The organism is Sphingomonas sp. BK481, from assembly GCF_014194875.1.
GTDB lineage: Bacteria > Pseudomonadota > Alphaproteobacteria > Sphingomonadales > Sphingomonadaceae > Sphingomonas > Sphingomonas aerolata.
Map to the genome: position 1 here is coordinate 35,666 of NZ_JACIAP010000013.1, position 16,943 is coordinate 52,608.

Here is a 16,943-nt window from a genome sequence, read left to right on the forward strand (position 1 = left end):
GAGACCCGTATGAAGTTCAAACAGCAGATGGGCCGGATGATGTCCGATCGCCGTGCCCGGCAAGTCATGGGCATCGCAGGTGCGGTTGCCCTCATCTCGATCGCGCAGCCGGTGCTCGCACAGGGTACGTCTATCGAGAGCGGCCTGTCGACGATCAAGCAGTGGATGACCACGGTCGCCTCGGTCGTCGGCGTGATCGCCATCATGGCGGTCGGCTACGCCAAGCTGACGGGCCGGATGGACTGGGGCAAGGCTGTCACGGTGCTGATCGGTATCGGCATCATCTTCTCGGCGACCACGATCGTCGGATGGATGGGTGGCTCGGGTGGCTGAGGTAGAAAAGCTCGTCGAGGATAAGGTGTTCCTCGCCCTGACCAGGCCATCGGTGTTCATGGGATTGCCGCTCGAGGCGATCCTGCCGATCATCATGGTCTGCATGGTGTTCTGGGGGATTTTCCATAATCCCTTCTACCCCCTGGCCTTGTTCGGGGCGCTCTACCTGCCGGCGCGCATGATCTGTCACTACGACTTCAACGCGTTCCGGCTGTGGGGCCTTTGGTTCCAGACGGGCTTTCTATCCAAGAATCGCAAGTTCTGGGGGGGCGGGAGTTACTCTCCCGTCCGCCTCGCCAAAGGCGTGAAGCGGAAGCATTTCGGCAATGACTGATTCCAAGCTGAAGCATAAGAAAATCGCACTTCGCGAGGCGGATGACATTAAGTTCATCCCCTACACGCGGCACGTCGACGATACCCTGGTCGCTCTCGAAGACGGCTCGCTCATGCGTATGTACCGCGTCGATGGGCGGCCGTTCGAGACCAGCGATATTGGCGATCTCAATACGTGGCATAGCAAGCTCAACATCGCGTGGCGCTCGATCGGCGACGATCGCGTCGCGATGTGGACGCATCTTGTGCGCACTGCGACCGACCCCGTTCTTGGGGGCGAGTTCCATTCCGCCTTCGCGCGCCAGTTGCAGGATAAGTACGCTGCGACGCTGCGCGAGAAGGTTCTCTACCACAACGAATTCTACGTCACGATCCTGGTGCGCCCATCGAGCATGGCGGGCGATCAGATCGGGCGCTTCTTCGCGAAGAAGCAAGCCAACACTGACATCGACGATCGCGCGATGACGCTGATGGCGGACAAATGTCGCGATTTTGAATCGCTGCTCGCCGACGTCGTGCCGGAACCGTTGTCGCTCTACGAGCACAACGGCGTGATGTTTTCGCAGCCGATGGAGGTATTGCACTTCATCCTGACGGGCGATCGCATCCGCGTGCCCTTGCTCAACGGCAGGCTCGGTCAAGCGCTCTATTCCTCGCGGGTCGTGTTCGGGCGCGAGGCGGCCGAGATCCGCTTGCCGCACAAATCGCATTATCTCGGCATGTTCGGGGTGCGCGAGTATGTCGCCAGCACGCGCAGCGGGCAGTTCAACAGCCTGTTGACGCTCGATTTCCCGTTCGTGCTGACGCAGAGCTTCGCGCCGTTGGTGAAGTCGGTCGCCAGCGAGCGGTTCACGAAAAAGTATAAGCAGATGGTGTCGTCGGACGACGCCGGCGTCAGCCAGGCGGAGGAGCTGCTCGAGGGCGTCGACGATCTCATGGCGAACCGCTTCGCCATGGGTGAGCATCATCTGTCGATCTCGGTCATCGATGAGGATCCGAAGCGGCTGCTGGAGCGGCTGTCGATCGCCCGATCGGCCGCGGCCGATACCGGCATGGTGATGGCGCGCGAGGACGTGGCGTTGGAAGCCGCGTTCTGGGCGCAGCTTCCGGGCAACTTCAAGATGCGTGCGCGGCCCGCGGTCATCAACACGCGCAATTTCGCGGCGCTGAGTCCGTTCTACACCTTCCCGGCCGGTCGCAAGTCCGGGAACCACTGGGGCGATGCGGTCACGCTGCTGAAGACGCGGGCGGGTTCGTCGTTCTGGTTCAATTTCCACCGGGCCGACATCGGCCACACGCTCATCATCGGCCCGACGGGCGGTGGTAAGACGGTGCTGCAGAACTTCCTGCAGGCGCAGCTCGAAAAGACCGGTGCCAAGCAGGTCTTCTTCGACAAGGATCGCGGTGCCGAGATCTTCGTGCGCGCCTGTGGCGGCACCTATCTGGCGCTCCGCAATGGCGAACCGACCGGCTTTGCCCCGTTGAAGGGGTTGACCGCCAGTCCGCATGACATCGCGTTCCTTCGGCAGTTCATCCGCGTGCTGGTGCGGCGTGAGACCCGCCCGCTGAGCGTCGCCGAGGAGCGGCTGATCGATGAGGGTATCGATGCGGTGATGCGCCTGCCGGCACCATCGCGGTCGTTCAGCTCGCTGCGCGAGATGCTGGGGTATGCCGATGCCGAGGGCATCGGTGCTCGGCTCGAGCGCTGGTGCCTGGGTGGGCCGCTCGGGTGGGCGTTCGACGGGCCGCAGGACGAGGTGTCGATGGCGGCGCAGTTCGTCGGCTTCGACATGACGGATTTCCTCGAGAACCCTGAGATCCGCACCCCGACGATGCTGTATCTCTTCCACCGCGTCGACGAACTGCTGAACGGGCAGCGTGTCGTGGTCGACGTCGACGAGTTCTGGAAGGCGCTGGAGGACGATGCGTTTCGCGCGTTCGCGCAGGATGGTCTGAAGACCTTCCGTAAGCGCAACGCCTTCATGGTGTTCGGCACGCAGTCGCCGGCCGATGCGCTGCGGTCGCCGATCGCGCACTCGATCATCGAGCAGACGGCGACCAAAATCCTGTTGCCCAATTCGGACGCGAAGCGGTCGGATTATTGCGACGGGCTGGGCCTGACCGAGGCGGAGTTCCGGTTGATCAAGGAGGATCTGACCCCGGAAAGCCGCACTTTCCTGGTCAAGCAGGGCCACACCTCGATCGTGGCGAAGCTCGATCTGGGTGGGATGCCGAACGAGTTGAAAGTGCTTTCTGGTCGCGAGGAAACCCTCGTCGCCATGGAGGAGGCCATTGCCCATGCGGGCAACGATCCCGCGGCGTGGCTGCCGCACTTCTACGCCAACCAAAGGAGAAGCTGACATGTCGCTAAAGCACATCATCATGTTTGCAGCCGCGCCAGTCGCGCTCGCTGCGTTCGCGTCGCCGGCCGCGGCACAGGGTATCCCTGTGTTCGACACCTCGACCTACGTCCAGGCGCTCGCGCAGGTCCAGAATACGGTCAAGATGATCGACCAGGGAAAGCAGCAGATCCAGCAAGCACAACAGACGTTTGATTCGCTCTCGAAGCTGACCAACGTCAACAGCATCGCGCCGCAGTTGCTTCAATCGCAGGTGCGCAATCTTCTGCCGAACACGACGATCGATGTTGCGACACTCACGGGAGGAGACTTGACCAAGCTCGGCTCACTGTCCGGCTTGGCGAGCAACATCCAGTCCCGCTTCGGGCTTACGCCAAGCGGATCATCCGCTGACGCGGCTTACGCACAGGTTCTGAAAGAAGCGACGGGGTCCGCTGCGGCAACTGCCGCCATGGGCGAGAACACGCTTAGCGTCGCGCAGACCAGGATGCAGGGCCTCGACCAGCTCCGCGCCCAGCTCGATAACGCCAAGGATCCAAAGGATGTCATGGATCTTCAGGCTCGCGTTGCGGTCGAACAGGCGCAGCTTCAGAACGACATGATTAAAATGCAGGCGATCCAGATGGCGCAGGCTGGTGAGGCGCAGATGGCTATCAGCGCGGCGCAAGTCGCCGCCTCGCGCGATACTGCGGACTTCTACGACGCGAACACATTGAGGAAGTGATGATGCGAAGGTTTACCGCTTTAGCGCTTTTATTGACGATCTGCGGTTGCCAGCAACAGCCTGTAGTGCCGACTGCGCAACAACTTGTTGCCAGTCCGGCACTGCTAGCAGAGTGGCAGGGTAAATGTGATACGGGCGAGTATAGCCAAATAGCGCCTGCGCAAAAGGCGAACCTTTGCTCTACCACCGAGCAAGCAACGATATCTGTAGCGCAACAGAAAGCGGCCAAGGAAACGCAAGACTTTTACGACGCGACCACTCTTCGCAAAAAGTAGTCTTTCTCTAGTTCGCTAAACGCAGTTAGGTCTTTCTTTATGCCCGGCCCCGCTATCGGCTTGATGAATGTCTTCACGACTATGTACACGTATGTGGAGACGGCGATTGCTGGAGCAGTAGCGTCCTTCGGCTCTGGGCTGGTCACCTTTGTGGCGGCGCCGCTTGCGCTCGCCGCCACAATCTATTTTCTGCTTTTAGGTTTCGCGGTGCTGCGTGGTGCTATTCAGGCACCACTGAGAGAGCTGGTCTTCCAAGCCGGTAAAGTCGGGTTTGCAATCGCTGCTGCGAGTTCGATTGGCTACACGACGTTTGTCGTGAATGTAGTCACGAACCTACCCGGCGAAATAATCGCTGCTGGTACAGGTACGCCTGTCAGTAATCCTGGAACGACGTTCGACCTTTATGTTTCAGACACAAGCAAACTGGCAAAACGTCTCGAGTTTGCCAATGGCGAAGTCCAAAAGCAGGTTCCGAAAGGCTTGACCGACATCCAGACGCCTCTAATTCAGATGGAAAGTACGATCATTACGTTTCTTGCAGTGATCATTCTCGACATATTTGCCTTTATATCGGCATGCGTGGGGTTCTGCATCGTCATTTTCGCAAAGCTTGCGGTTTCGATATGCGTTGCTCTTGCTCCCCTTGCCCTAGCCTGTCTGCTGTTTAATTCATCACGCTGGCTTTTTGACGGCTGGTTGAAGCAGACTGTAAATTATATTCTGCTTATGGTCATTATGGCCATCATGACAAAATTCATTACCGGACTTCAAGAAGCCTCGATGAACAGCATCATCAATTCAGTTGGTGATGGCCACGCATTCTTGACGATGGAGAAAACATTCATCGTTCTAAAAATTGCCGTGATTGTCTTGGCGACATTGGCTTGCTGCGCGATTTACATCGTCGGAACGATCTTCTTCTTCCAGTCGCCCTCCATTGCCGCAGGCATAGCTGGTGGTGCCTCCTCAGGCGGTCATGGCTTCTTGCAAACCGGCGCGAACATGATGGCGAATAAGTTGATGTTTAAGCGCGCAACGCAGCAGGGGTCAAACTCGGGCGGTCGGGGCGGGTCTGCCAATCGATCGTCGTAGATCGGCTGACCGGCCGCTCTCGATTCACCAATCACGCACACCGCCCGCGCGGCACAGATACGAACGGAGACCGTATGAAAAGGCTGACTATCGTGGCGTTAGGCGCGCTCGCGCTTAGCGGTTGCACCGGGACTCACATCAAACCCCCATCGGTTTGCAACGGCAAGCACCGGCGACCCGCCAATCTGTATGGGACGATCCTGCCGAGCCTTCCCGTGCCGCTTCCTGGGTCGCAGCAAGGTGTGGGTCAGTCGATGGTCGCGCCGCCAAGCGGCGCAACGTCACCGGCTCCTGCCGCTCCATCAGACCCGGTGTTGATGCGGGACGATGTGCCCACTCCGGCCCCCACCCCTTCCCCATCCCAGACGCCTGGGGCAGCGCCTGCTGCGCCAATGGGGCCTGGTGCGATGAATCTTCCACGATCAGCGCGTCGGACGTCCCAGCGGGATGTCGCGCTGTCTTACTCCTCCTGCTGAAGGGATCGGCGCCATGGGCGTGGTGAAGTCCGAAGACAAAGAGAAATACTTCGAGACGTCGAGGACGTGGGAACACGACCGTATGCGGGCGGCGATCCAGTCGAAGAAGCTTGCTTGGGGCGTTGCCGCGGGTGCTTGCGCGCTTTCGGTTGCGTCGGTTGCTGCCGTCGCGATGCTGGCGCCGCTGAAGACGGTGGAGCCCTATGTCATCCGGGTCGATAAATCGTCCGGCGAGACGCAGGTCATCACGGCCCTGAAGGGGCCGCGGCCGCGCACCTATGACGATGCGGTCAACCGCTATTTCATCTCGCAATATGTGCGTCTGCGCGAAGGGTGGCTGAACGACGCAGCGCGCGAGAACGCCTATACCGTGATGCTGATGAGCGATCAGTTCGAGGGGCCTCGATACCTGAGCGGCGTTCAGGCCAACAACAAGAACGCGCCGTCGAACATCTACGGTGAGAAGGGGTTCGTCTCGATCTCGATCCGGACGATCAGCTTCCTCAGCCCGACCGTGGCGCAGGTTCGCTACACCAAGATCATAACGGTGGGTCAGAACACACCGGTCGCGCAGAACTGGAACGCGATCCTGACCTTCCGATACACCACGGCGCCTGAGCACGAGAAGGATCGTAATCTCGATCCGCTCGGCTTCCAGGTCGTCAATTATCGTTCCGACCCGGAGGCGTGAGATGAGCGATCAGCCAAACATTCCGGACGATGGCGAGCGCGTCGCCGTCCCCTTCATGCCAGAGCTTCGCAAGAAACTCATTGTTCGCTTGTCACCGTCCACGACGGAGTTGGTGGTGACAGAGACCGGCTCGCAGAGCCGGTTCTGGCGCTCGGTTGGTGCGGTGTGGCGACGCCTGATTGCGTTGTCGATCGTCGGGGCCGCAACGGTCACGTTGATGCCGCAAGCGGCATTTGCGTCGGAGACACCGATCCCTGGCGGGAAGGACGCGCGCGTCCGCAACGTGAATTACGATCCCGACCAGGTGGTGACGATCGTCGGCAGTTTCCGCCACGCGATCGAGATCCAGTTTGGTCCCGGTGAGACGGTGACGCAGGCAGCGCTCGGCGACACGGTGTCGTGGCAGATCGCGCCGGTCGGCAACGTCGTCTTCCTGAAGCCGCGCGAGAAGGCGGGAGGGACGAACCTGATCGTCATCACGAACGCGGGCGGAACGCCGCGGACCTACCATTTCAACCTGTCGCTCGGGACCGGCGATACCATGTATGGCGTCCGCTTCCGTTATCCGCGCGAGGAGCGCGCCATGGCGGCCCTGCAGGTCCAGCTCGCACAGGCACAAACCGCCAAGGCGATCGAGACCGGCGTCGCCCAGGCCGCGCTCGATCATGCCGTGATCGAGGGTACTCGAAACATGAATTACACGGTGCAGGGCGACTCCGCGCTGCAGCCGACCGAGATCTCCGACAATGGTGAGTTCACGGTGCTGCGCTATCCGGGGCACGCCGATATCCCCTCTATCTTCGCCGTCGACGTCGACGGGACCGAGACCATCGTCCCCTACGATGTGCGCGAGGATTTCGTGGTGATCCATGCGGTCTATCGTCAGATCCGCCTGCGGCGCGGAACGACGGTGCTGTGCATCTACAACGAGGCACCGCTGCGCAATGATCGCGGCGATCGCACGGGCACCGTTTCCAATGTGGTCGAGCGCAAAGTGAAGGGACAGTAAAATGGTCGACACTGTGATTGATCGGGGCGGCAACGTCGCTGCCGATACCGTCCCTTCGAGCGACATCGATACCCCGGTCACGCGCAGCGGAGGCTGGGGCAACATTGCCTTTATCGGTGCCGGTATCGGTCTCCTGGGTGCCATGGGCGGCATCATGATCGGCTATAGTGCGTTTCATCATTCTGCCAGCACGGAGGCTGCGGCGCAGCCGGCGAAGGCCAGCGAGCGGTCCGTGGACGACGTGATGGGCTCGTCGACCGCGCAGCGCGCGGCGTTGGCGGGTCAGCTCGGCCAAACCGGGGCCGCGCAAACAGACGTCTTCGGGCGGCCGATTAACCCAGCGACCGGCGCGCAGGTTGCCGATGCGAACGGGAACCCCGTGCCGGGAACAACCACGGCGTCAAACGGGCAGCAGTCGCCCGCACAGCGGCGCGCGGAGCAAGCTCGCGCCATGGCGGATGCGGCGCGGCGATCGCCGATCATGGCCTTTGGCAATACGGGCATGGCGTCGGCGGTGTCTGGCATTGCCGCTGGCGTGGAAGGGCAACAGGGCGCCGGGCAGGACGATGGGTCTCGTGGTGGGCAATCGACGGTTGCGCGTCGCGGGCTCGGTGCGAGCGGTTTCGGCGCGCCGGGTGACGACGCCCCGGCTGCGCCGGCAAAGGGCGCGACCGATTTCAGTGACCAGCTCGGCCACTCCGCGATCCAGACGGTGCGGGCGACGATGGTCGGAGATCGGAACCTGCTTTTGAGCGCCGGTACGGTGATCCCCTGCACGCTTCAGACCGCAATCAACTCGACACAGGCCGGTTTCGTGTCGTGCGTCATCAACCACGACGTCTATTCCGAAAATGGCCGCATCGTCCTTCTCGACAAGGGGACGAAGGTGCTGGGACAGTATTCGGGCGGCATCACGCAAGGGCAGGCTCGCCTGTTCGTGCTGTGGACCCGAGCGTTGACGCCTCGCGGTGTTGCGATCGATCTCGGTTCGCCCGCGGCCGACAGTCTCGGCCGAGCCGGCCTGCCGGGCGGCGTCGATACGCAGTTCTGGGCGCGGTTCGGCGTCGGGCTGGTGATCTCGGTGCTGGAGGATGCCTCGCAGATCGCGAGCCGCTCGCTCGCCGGCGAGGGCAGTAATACGACGCAGGTCCCGAGTACCACTGGATCGACGGTCCTCCAGTCGACGATGCAGATCAAGCCGATCCTGAAGAAGAACCAGGGCGACACCGCTGCGATCTTCGTTGCGAAGGACTTCGATTTCCGCTCGGTCTATGACGTGGGTCTGAGGCGCTAAGCCGATGGCATCCAATCCGACGTCGCTCATTTACGAGCATAATTCCGAGCCGATCAGGCGACATCTCCTTCGCGACGACGTGACCGAGCTGGTCATCAACGAGCCGGGTTTGATCGGTCTCGAAACCCGCAATGGCTGGGAGTGGCATGACGAACCGGCGTTGGACAACGCCGCTCTCATGACGCTGGCGAAGCTGATCGCCGGTCTGACCAAGCAGGATATCAACTCCGAATATCCCGTCTGCTCCTCGGTTCTGCCGGGGGGCGAACGTGCCCAGGTCGTCGTGCCCCCGGCGGTCGAGCAAGGGTGCATCTCGATCACGATCCGCAAAGCGTCGGGCGTGACGATGAACATCGACGACTTCGAGCGGGCCGGCCTGTTCAGCGAGGTCCGCGCGCATGGTCTGTACGGGGACGTCGATGCCGATTTGCTGCGCCTGCGCGAAGCGGGCGACTGGCGCGGCTTTTTCAAACTGGCGGTCGAAGCGCGAAAAAACATCCTGATTTCCGGCGCGACCGGCTCGGGCAAAACTAGCTTCTCCAAGGGGCTCATCAAGCTGATCCCCGACTATGAGCGGATCCTGACGATCGAGGACACGCGCGAGCTGGTCGTGCCGCAGCGCAACCATGTCCACATGATGTACGCCAAGGACGGCAAGAGCCTCCAAAAGGCCGGCGCCAAGGAATTGCTGGAATCGGCGCTGCGTATGCGGCCCGATCGCATCCTCCTCCAAGAGCTGCGCGACGGCACCGCGTTTTTCTACCTGCGCAACGTCAACAGCGGCCACCCCGGCTCGATCACGACGGTCCACGCCAATACGGCCGAGGGCGCGTTCGAGCAGCTTACGCTGCTGGTCAAGGAATCCGAGGGCGGCAACGATCTCGATCGGCACGACATCCGATCGCTGCTGCGCTCGCTGGTCGATATCGTCGTGCAGATGCACCGCCTGCCGCCTGGCGAAGGTCGGCCCGCGCGATACCGCATGACGGAAGTCTGGTTCGATCCTGCGAGCAAGCCGAACGATTGAGGAGAGTGTGGCGTGAGCGGAAGATGGATGCGAAGCGACGAGGGGTCGCAGCCGGCTGCGATCGCGTTTTTAGCGCTGATCGGGGTGGTGATGAGCGCCGCGATCGGCGCGGTCGCGGTCCTGTTCAAGGCGCATCTGCTCAACGCGCATACGGCGTGGAGCAAGGTGCCCGGCGCGCTCTGGGCGCTCAAGGGTTATCCGATCGTCTATGTGCCGTTCCTGATCGGTTTCGGCATCGGCCTGGTCCTGACCGTCATCATCATCATTTCGACGCTGTTCACACGCCAGAAGCTGCACGGCGAGGCGCGCTGGGCGCGCATTAACGAGGTCAAGAAGGGCCTGTTGTTGTCCGAGACCGGCATCGTGTTGGGCAAGTTCAACGGCAAGGTGATGCGCTTCGGCGGTCCCGAGCATGTCATGCTCGAGGCGCCGACCCGCGCCGGCAAGGGCGTCGGCGTCATCATCCCGAACCTTCTCGACTGGCCGGACTCGGTGGTCGTGCTCGACATCAAGCAGGAAAATTACGACAACACCGCGGGCTACCGTAAAAACGTGCTGCGCCAGCAGGTGCTGTTGTTCAATCCGCTCGATCCGACCGGCCGCACCGTGCGCTGGAATCCCTTGAGCTACATCGACCGGCGTGATCCGATTCAGGTCATTAACGAGCTGCAGAAGATCGGGGCCATGCTCTACCCCGACCCGCTCACGGGTGAGAAGTTCTGGGCCGAAGGCGCGCGGACCGCGTTCCTCGGCGTCGCTGCTTATATCGCTGCGACCGTCGACGATGGTGAGGACGCGCTCCCGTTCACGCTCGGCGAGGTTTATCGCCAATTCGCGGCTGTCGATGCACAGCGGCGCTTCCCCAAGATCATCGCCGCCCGCGAGAAGGCGGGTAAGCCGCTGTCGACCGCGTGTGTCTCGGCGATTCAGGATTACACCGGTTCGTCCGCCAACACCTTCTCCGGCCTGCGTCAGTCGGTCACGTCCAAGATCAATGCTTGGTTGAACCCGTATGTCGATACAGCAACGTCGGATAGCGATTTCGATCTGAGCGAGTTCCGCGACAAGCGGATCTCGCTCTACCTCGGCGTCTCGCCGGATGATCTGGAGCGTGTCGCGCCGATCTACGGTCTCTTGTTCCAGCAGCTCATCGACCGCAACGTCCGCGAGTTACCCAAGGAGGGGCTGCACCAGGTCAAGGTATTGCTCGCGCTCGACGAGTTCGCGAGCCTCGGCAAATGCACCGTGCTGGCCAATGCCTTCAGTTACGTCGCCGGCTATGGGATGCGGATGCTGCCGGCGTTCCAGTCGCTCGAGCAGATTCAGGGCGTCTATGGTGACAAGGTGGCGGCCGACATCGAGCGCAACTGCGCGGTGCGGCTCGTGCTGCGTCCGGCCGCGTTGTCCGAGGCGAAGAAGATCTCGGACCAGCTTGGCAGCTACACGTACAAGGCGCGCTCGCGCTCGATGGGCACCTGGGGTGGCGGAGGCGGGTCGACGTCCGAGTCCGACCAGCGCCGGCCGCTGATGCTTCCGCAGGAAGTCGAGCTGCTACCGGAAAACGACCTGATCGTTTTCCGGCGCGGCATGTACGCGACCTACGGCAAGAAGGTCCGCTACTATGCCGAGAAGCACCTGATCGAGCGCAGCAAGATTGCGGCGCCGCAGATGCCCGAGATCCGCGTCGACCCCGCGATCGCGGCGAATAGCCTGCGCGTGATCGAGGCGACGCAGGCCGCCAATGACGCGGCCGCAGCCGCTGCCGCATCTGAGGCAGGTACTCCATCTGCCTCCGAAGCTGCCAGCCCGACCGGTAGCGGAGCGAAGGAAGGCCGCAGATTGAATCGATCGGCCATCAATGATTGTCTTGCGGTTCCGCCAAAGCAGCAGGTCCGCAAGCTCTTCGACGGCCTTTGCGCGGTCGGAGAGAAAGCTGCCTAAGACAGCAAATATTCCGCGATCGAACATCGGCGGTCTCGCCATCCGAGGGGAATGACATGAACGACGTAGTGCTACCTGTGACGAGGCCGGGACCTGAAATTCGCCGGAGCAATCCCGAGATCCTTCATTGTGTCGAGCAGACCGAGAAGATCAGCTCGATCGTCCCGATGGCGATCATCCTCGGTCTTGTCGGTCTCTCCGCGATCCGCCCGTTGGTTATGGGTCATTTTGTCGACGTGATTGTCGGCAGCCTCATCATGTATTTCATCGCGAAGGCTGTCGCATCCGTCGTCAACAGCTTGATTTTGAAGCCGATGCGGACGGTGCGGTACAAGGGCGCGGCGAAGACACTCGCCAGCCAGCTCCAGGCAGGCCCGGAGCGCGTGACCATCTGCCAGAGCTGGTGGATGGGCGCCCCTGGCGCCATCGCGGTGACCGCCAACGGCCACGTCATTATTTGCGACCGGTCGACCAATTATGAGGAGCTGTGGCTTGTCCCGTCGCAGATCGTCAACGTCGGCATCGAGCGCGAGGCAACCCAGATCACGAACATCCGTCATGGCGGATCCTTCACGCTAGGCGGCGTGTCGGGCGGCATTTTCGGGGGCTATACGTTTGGCGGTCGTTCCAAGGCGACGACTACCGTGATCGAGGATGCTTTCCTCGAGATCCGCTATCAGTTCGAGCGCAACAGTCCGGTCTATACGACGGTCCTGGCCTTCGGCCGGGAGCGTCGCGCCGCTGAAGAGTTATGCGGCACGTTGACCCGGCTTGAGCATCTCCCCGCGTAAGCTGGGTGCCCTCAGCGCTCCATGTCGCCCCGATCGATCTGCCGAACCGGGGGCGTTATCGTCGGCGTCGGGTTGGTTCGTTGCTTCGACAGCTCCAGGTTGATGCCGTCGGCGACGGCGGTCAGTCGGTTTAGGGCCGATGCGCCGGGTTCGTGGTTGATCGTGATGTGACCGCTGCTGACGTTCGCCAGGCGGTCGGTCAGCGCGGAAACCGTACCTTCGCGGCTAACCCAGTCGCGCAGGTTGGTCGCTCGGTCCAGCTCGGCCGCGGGCTCCTTTTTCCGTAGGACAGCGAGCCGCATCTCTTCGACGTTCCGCTCTGCCTGCTTCTGGGCGATCGGCTCGATCACGACGATTTCGCGCGCCGCTTCCCTGATCGACATTCGCCGGTCGTATGGCTCCTGCTCGCGACCCCGCTCGAGCGATCGTCGGACGACTTCCTCGAGCGGATCGGCGTTTTTGTAGCGTTCGACCTGGCTCGCCATCTTGTATTTGAGCTCGTAATCCTCGCGCGTGGTCGCTGCCATCGCGTCTGCCATCGAGATGCCCGGGTTGCGAAGCTGGATCACTGCCATGTCGCGCGCGATGTACAATGCGTCGCGGGATTGAGGCGTGACGTTCGTCGTGCCCCAGTCGAGTTTGTGCCCGTTTTCACGGGCGAGTTGCTCGGTGAAGGTGCGGAGCGTGCGACTGTTGCCCTCTCTGAACGGATGGAGGTAGTCGAGGCGCGCATAGGTCTGTGCGACGGCCTCGGACATCTCCAGCATGTCATAGCCTTTTAGCGCCTTGCCCCCGTCGAGGACCGCGAGCGTCGGTCCGAGATTGCGATCGATCTCGGGCCGGAGCGCATAGGGTACGAGGACGCGATCGCTCGAAGCCTCCAGCTCGCGGTTCTTGAAGTGGCCCGGAGCATCCGGCCGGAACTCGCCTGGGCGATGTTCCGGCAGGTCCTGGAAGATCCGGCGATGGACTTCCTGAAGATGGGCCACATCGAACTGGCCTTTTACAGGATCGTGTTGAAGCTCCCGAACCCGTGCAAAAGTAAGGGCTGCTTCGCGCTGGCTAATCAAGCCGCGCTAACAGTGTCTGATGCGAGGATCGCGGCCGTCAGCTCGTCGCTGGTGATTTCGCCGGCGACGTAGCGCGCGTTAAGGCCCTCGATCTCGTCCGAGAGGATCCCACCCTCATAGCGAACACTGCCTCGAGCGAAGTTTACTTCGCTCAGCCGGCGCGCGCGTTCTGCCGCGCTGATCGCCGGCGTGGATGATGTGATGGGCGATACGACGTTCATCGGGCGATCCTTTCAAGAGAGCCTTCATAGCACAAAACCGTGCTCGATACGACAAACAGCGCGCAGCCTTACCTCTGGAAATGCTGGCGGCCGTTGGCCGGCGAGCGTTCGTTGCACCGCCTTTGGCGGTGCGGAGTGAGGGGGGTGCATCCCCCCTCTGGGCAAGGGCTGGACCGTCTCCGCGCGAGCGCTCCGCTTGGCGATCGAGGGGGTATCCCCAGCCTTCCCGGCGCTGCGCTCTGGTGCAGGCCGGGTGATCCCCCTCCCCCTCGATCGGCCCTGGTTTTGCCCATTCACCCCCCGCTCTCGGCGAGGGCCAGAAGTCGATGTGCACATCGCCTTCGGCTCTATTTGAGAAAGGAAAGACCATGGAGACCAATCGCTGCCCCTCGGGCCTGCCTGGTTACGGTTATTCAATGCAGGCTGCTGCTATTGCCAGTGCGTTAGTCGATCGTGAAAACGCTCACATCTTGCGCGGTCGGGTCCGGCAATGGTTGGATCGCTTTGAGGATCCTTCTAGCCTACCGTTCGAGGATATGGATGATGGACTTGTCTTTGCGGAGTTTCTGACAGACTTGGTGCGTGTAGGCGCTGGTTTGAGGCCAAGTTGAAAAGGGCGTCGTTGGGTCGCGGCCTTATCGGTCCTTGCTCGGCTCGATCGTTGGAGTGCGATCGGGTTGCGCGGTCGGCCGGCTCTCATGGAGCGTCGGCCGTTCGCCTAATTCGATGCGTTTCGCCAGGTCGCTGTGAAGCGCGCTCAGCTCGGGCTGATAGGCGTCGGGCGCTGAAGGCGCTATCTTATCGTCAAGGGCGTCGAAGATGTCGAGCGCGCCCGCCAGTTCGGGCTCGGCATATAGCTCGGTGCTTTCGCCCTGCCGCCAGAGTGCGGCGAGTTCCTGGTTTCGCAAGTAGCCGGTGCCGGCTGATCGGTCCGTCGCCCGGGTCGTGGTCGGCCGAGGAGGCGGTACGCCTCCGCGCTCTTCTATCTTCGCTCGGGTGATGGCGGCGAGGCGATACCGAAGCAGGCGGGATTCTGGCGTGTCGGTTGGCGAAGGGGTCTGCTGCTTCTTGAGAAGGGCGATAAGCTCTTCCGCGCTGGTGGCGACGATAATCTTACGCCACTCGACCAGGGCGCGTTCGCTGGATGTAAGGTCTGGGCGTTGATGGAGGATGTAGCGCTCCAGCATGGGATGGTCTTCAACGCTAACCGGCAGCGGCGCGTGGTCTCCAAGGACAGCCGCGCGCGTGAACGCGATAACCGTTCCGGTTGATTTGAGGTCCGCTTTGGCCTGCTCGCGCGCGGATGAACCGTCCCTGATGATCTTCTCGGCGATCTCAGCAATGCCCGATATTCCCCTTTTGACATCCGCAATTCCTTCCTGTGCTGCCGCGTCGTTCGCCTTCAGGCGGGTATCGATCAGCTCAGTCAGGGGCATCACACCGGCATCGATCGCCTCGCGTAGCCCTCCGGTCGCTCCAGTCAGGTGCCCAAGGATCTTCTCCCGGGCCGTGGTAGCTTCAGCGTGGTTCGCTTCATTATCGCTAGCGAGAGCGGCTACGACCGTGGCGATCGCATCGAGGGTCATGCCAAGTGCCTCATTGCCCTCAACCGTTTTGCCGAAATGGTTCTGGAGGAACGGTGCTACGTTGGCGAGGTCGGCCTGTGCGGCCTCGATAGTGTCGAGCCTTTGATGTAGCTCCTTATGCCCTGCTTCGATGCGCGCGTTGCTCCTTGTGACTGCCGCCATCTCGCCTCGCAACAGCGTGACGGCATCCAGCACGGCGGCGATCGCCACGGGTCCTGCATCCCCACTCATCGGCTTGGCCCATCCCTATCTTTCGCCCGATCGCGGTCGAGCCGCTCCCGATTTCGCTCCTCGGCCCGGCGGAGGACCGCATTTGCCTGATCGAGGTCCATCGCTGGGGTAGGCTCGACTACCTCGTCCAGGAGGGCGCGGATGCGCTCGTTCGGATCCTCGGGTGGCTTGCTTTCGACGCCCTCGTCTTTCCGGCTTTGGTCGCTCTTGAGAAGCTCCTGAACGCGCAATGCTACCTTGGACGGTTGCGGCTTGTCCTGGTCAGAAGCGGGCGTCGGAGTAAGGCTGCGGCGCTCATTGCGGGCAGTTAGCTCTGCGTGCAATGCCCGCATCCGCTCAACGGTCGAGATTGATTTAGGGGCTTCGGACGTCGGGGAAACGTCCAGGCCAACCGATAGCTTCGGTGCTGGTTCGACACGCGGTTCAACACCCCGCTCTGCGGCTTCACGCAATGCCCTGACGGAGTTTGGTTCGGGCTCGGGCATCGTCGCGACGAACCGTTCGAGGCTCCGAGCGACGTGTTGATCGACGGCCGAAGGCGACGTCGAAAGTTCGGCAATCGATCGTGTGTAGGTTGCGCGAACGGTCGCCTGTCGGCTCGCGAGCATCGCGATAACGGGGTCTTCGCGACCCTCCGCGCGAAGGCGCTCGGCCCGCGCGATACGGCTCTTGTCGATCTCAGGCACTTGCCCCTTCTCGCGCATTTTCACCGCGGCGATCGGCTCATGTTTGGGGTCGATGCCGCGCGCACGGGCGGGCGTGGCGTTCGCCTCGATGCCGCGATCGCGCAGCTTTTCAGCGAAGCGCTGGCGATACCGGAAGAGGTCGTCGCGGTTCGGATGGAAGCGCCGGCCATCATGATCGCGGCGCGCGATCGTCAGGTGAACGTGCGGATGTTCGCGATCGACGTGGAGCGATGCGACCCACGATCGATTGGCAAATTCCTCCTTCGCGAAGTCCAGCGCCGCATCCTTCAAGCGATCTGGATCGGTGCCGGTTGGCATCGATAGGATCATCGAAATCGACGTCGCACCCTTCCTCCGGGCGTCGCCGTCCATCTCCCAGCCGTGCCATTCCTTCGCGAGCAACTGCATCTCGCGGCCATCGCGCAACACCTCGCCTTCGCTCGTTTCCAGACCCAGCTCGCTCTCATCGCCGTGGCCAAGGCGGCTGATGTAGGAGAAGTTCGCGAGGACATGGCCGCCCCCATGTTGGCGCCCTGTGATCCGCACAACGGCCTCGGGTGCGCGACGTGAAGTACGGTCGGCCGTCATCACAGCGCGGTTGTTCATACGGGTCTGCGACCCACCTCCGAACGCATGTTTTGCCTGCGCACTAGGGCGTGATCCGCCGGATGATTTTGCCGGTTTCGGGAACATCGATGCGACGGCCATGCCGAGGATCGTGCCCCCGGTCTTCGGGCCTTTGGCGCTACCGCCACCAGATCCCATGCGGTACTTTTTGGGAGGCGCGAAGACGCCTGCCATCG

16 protein-coding genes are annotated in these 16,943 nt (G+C 62.0%); 12 read left to right on the forward strand and 4 right to left on the reverse strand.

From position 1 onward, the window contains the following. Positions 1-9: 9 nt before the first annotated feature. From FHY04_RS18865 to FHY04_RS18915, 11 genes are all read left to right on the forward strand, one after another. A complete protein-coding gene (locus tag FHY04_RS18865) occupies positions 10-333 on the forward strand; it encodes a TrbC/VirB2 family protein (RefSeq protein ID WP_183937425.1) in 324 nt (107 codons plus the stop codon). Then, complete coding sequence (locus FHY04_RS18870; protein ID WP_183937426.1) at positions 326-667, forward strand: VirB3 family type IV secretion system protein; 342 nt, start codon at positions 326-328, stop codon at positions 665-667. The genes FHY04_RS18865 and FHY04_RS18870 overlap by 8 nt, the downstream gene beginning before the upstream one ends. Further along, on the forward strand, positions 660-3,026 hold the full coding sequence (locus tag FHY04_RS18875; RefSeq protein WP_183937427.1) for a VirB4 family type IV secretion/conjugal transfer ATPase: 2,367 nt from the start codon (positions 660-662) through the stop codon (positions 3,024-3,026). The genes FHY04_RS18870 and FHY04_RS18875 overlap by 8 nt, the downstream gene beginning before the upstream one ends. Beyond that, positions 2,965-3,750: a type IV secretion system protein gene (locus FHY04_RS18880; protein ID WP_260171647.1), complete on the forward strand. Its 786-nt coding sequence runs from the start codon at positions 2,965-2,967 to the stop codon at positions 3,748-3,750. Before FHY04_RS18875 ends, FHY04_RS18880 begins: the two co-directional genes overlap by 62 nt. Before the next feature lie 314 nt (positions 3,751-4,064). After that, positions 4,065-5,117: a type IV secretion system protein gene (locus FHY04_RS18885; protein ID WP_260171648.1), complete on the forward strand. Its 1,053-nt coding sequence runs from the start codon at positions 4,065-4,067 to the stop codon at positions 5,115-5,117. Between the two features lie 489 nt (positions 5,118-5,606). Continuing rightward, a complete protein-coding gene (locus FHY04_RS18890; RefSeq protein WP_183937428.1) occupies positions 5,607-6,284 on the forward strand; it encodes a virB8 family protein in 678 nt (225 codons plus the stop codon). 1 nt (position 6,285) lies between these two features. After that, positions 6,286-7,293, forward strand: coding sequence for a TrbG/VirB9 family P-type conjugative transfer protein (locus FHY04_RS18895; protein WP_183937429.1), 1,008 nt, complete (start codon positions 6,286-6,288; stop codon positions 7,291-7,293). Between the two features lies 1 nt (position 7,294). Continuing rightward, the gene (gene virB10, locus FHY04_RS18900; protein ID WP_183937430.1) at positions 7,295-8,587 is read left to right on the forward strand and encodes a type IV secretion system protein VirB10; all 1,293 of its coding nucleotides are present in this window, start codon (positions 7,295-7,297) and stop codon (positions 8,585-8,587) included. Between the two features lie 4 nt (positions 8,588-8,591). Continuing rightward, positions 8,592-9,614, forward strand: a complete 1,023-nt coding sequence (virB11, locus tag FHY04_RS18905) for a P-type DNA transfer ATPase VirB11 (protein WP_183937431.1) — start codon at positions 8,592-8,594, stop codon at positions 9,612-9,614. A gap of 165 nt (positions 9,615-9,779) precedes the next feature. Continuing rightward, positions 9,780-11,555: a type IV secretory system conjugative DNA transfer family protein gene (locus FHY04_RS18910; protein ID WP_311725610.1), complete on the forward strand. Its 1,776-nt coding sequence runs from the start codon at positions 9,780-9,782 to the stop codon at positions 11,553-11,555. A gap of 56 nt (positions 11,556-11,611) precedes the next feature. Next, positions 11,612-12,346, forward strand: a complete 735-nt coding sequence (locus FHY04_RS18915; RefSeq protein WP_183937433.1) for a hypothetical protein — start codon at positions 11,612-11,614, stop codon at positions 12,344-12,346. A gap of 11 nt (positions 12,347-12,357) precedes the next feature. Here FHY04_RS18915 and FHY04_RS18920 read toward each other — a convergent pair whose 3' ends face one another. Both FHY04_RS18920 and FHY04_RS18925 read right to left on the reverse strand, forming a co-directional pair. Continuing rightward, entirely contained in the window at positions 12,358-13,416 is a 1,059-nt protein-coding gene (locus tag FHY04_RS18920; RefSeq protein ID WP_029625563.1) for a Fic family protein, read from the reverse strand. Further along, positions 13,413-13,637: an antitoxin VbhA family protein gene (locus tag FHY04_RS18925; protein WP_183937434.1), complete on the reverse strand. Its 225-nt coding sequence runs from the start codon at positions 13,635-13,637 to the stop codon at positions 13,413-13,415. Before FHY04_RS18925 ends, FHY04_RS18920 begins: the two co-directional genes overlap by 4 nt. A 368-nt stretch (positions 13,638-14,005) precedes the next feature. On the opposite strand from FHY04_RS18925, the gene FHY04_RS18930 reads away from it, so the two are divergent. Next, the gene (locus tag FHY04_RS18930) at positions 14,006-14,248 is read left to right on the forward strand and encodes a hypothetical protein (RefSeq protein ID WP_183937435.1); all 243 of its coding nucleotides are present in this window, start codon (positions 14,006-14,008) and stop codon (positions 14,246-14,248) included. Positions 14,249-14,272: 24 nt separating this feature from the next. Here the strand turns inward: FHY04_RS18930 and FHY04_RS18935 are convergent, their stop codons facing one another. Further along, positions 14,273-15,433: a hypothetical protein gene (locus FHY04_RS18935; protein WP_311725614.1), complete on the reverse strand. Its 1,161-nt coding sequence runs from the start codon at positions 15,431-15,433 to the stop codon at positions 14,273-14,275. A 17-nt stretch (positions 15,434-15,450) separates the two neighbouring features. After that, a complete protein-coding gene (locus FHY04_RS18940; protein WP_260171649.1) occupies positions 15,451-16,941 on the reverse strand; it encodes a relaxase/mobilization nuclease domain-containing protein in 1,491 nt (496 codons plus the stop codon). Positions 16,942-16,943: the final 2 nt, after the last annotated feature.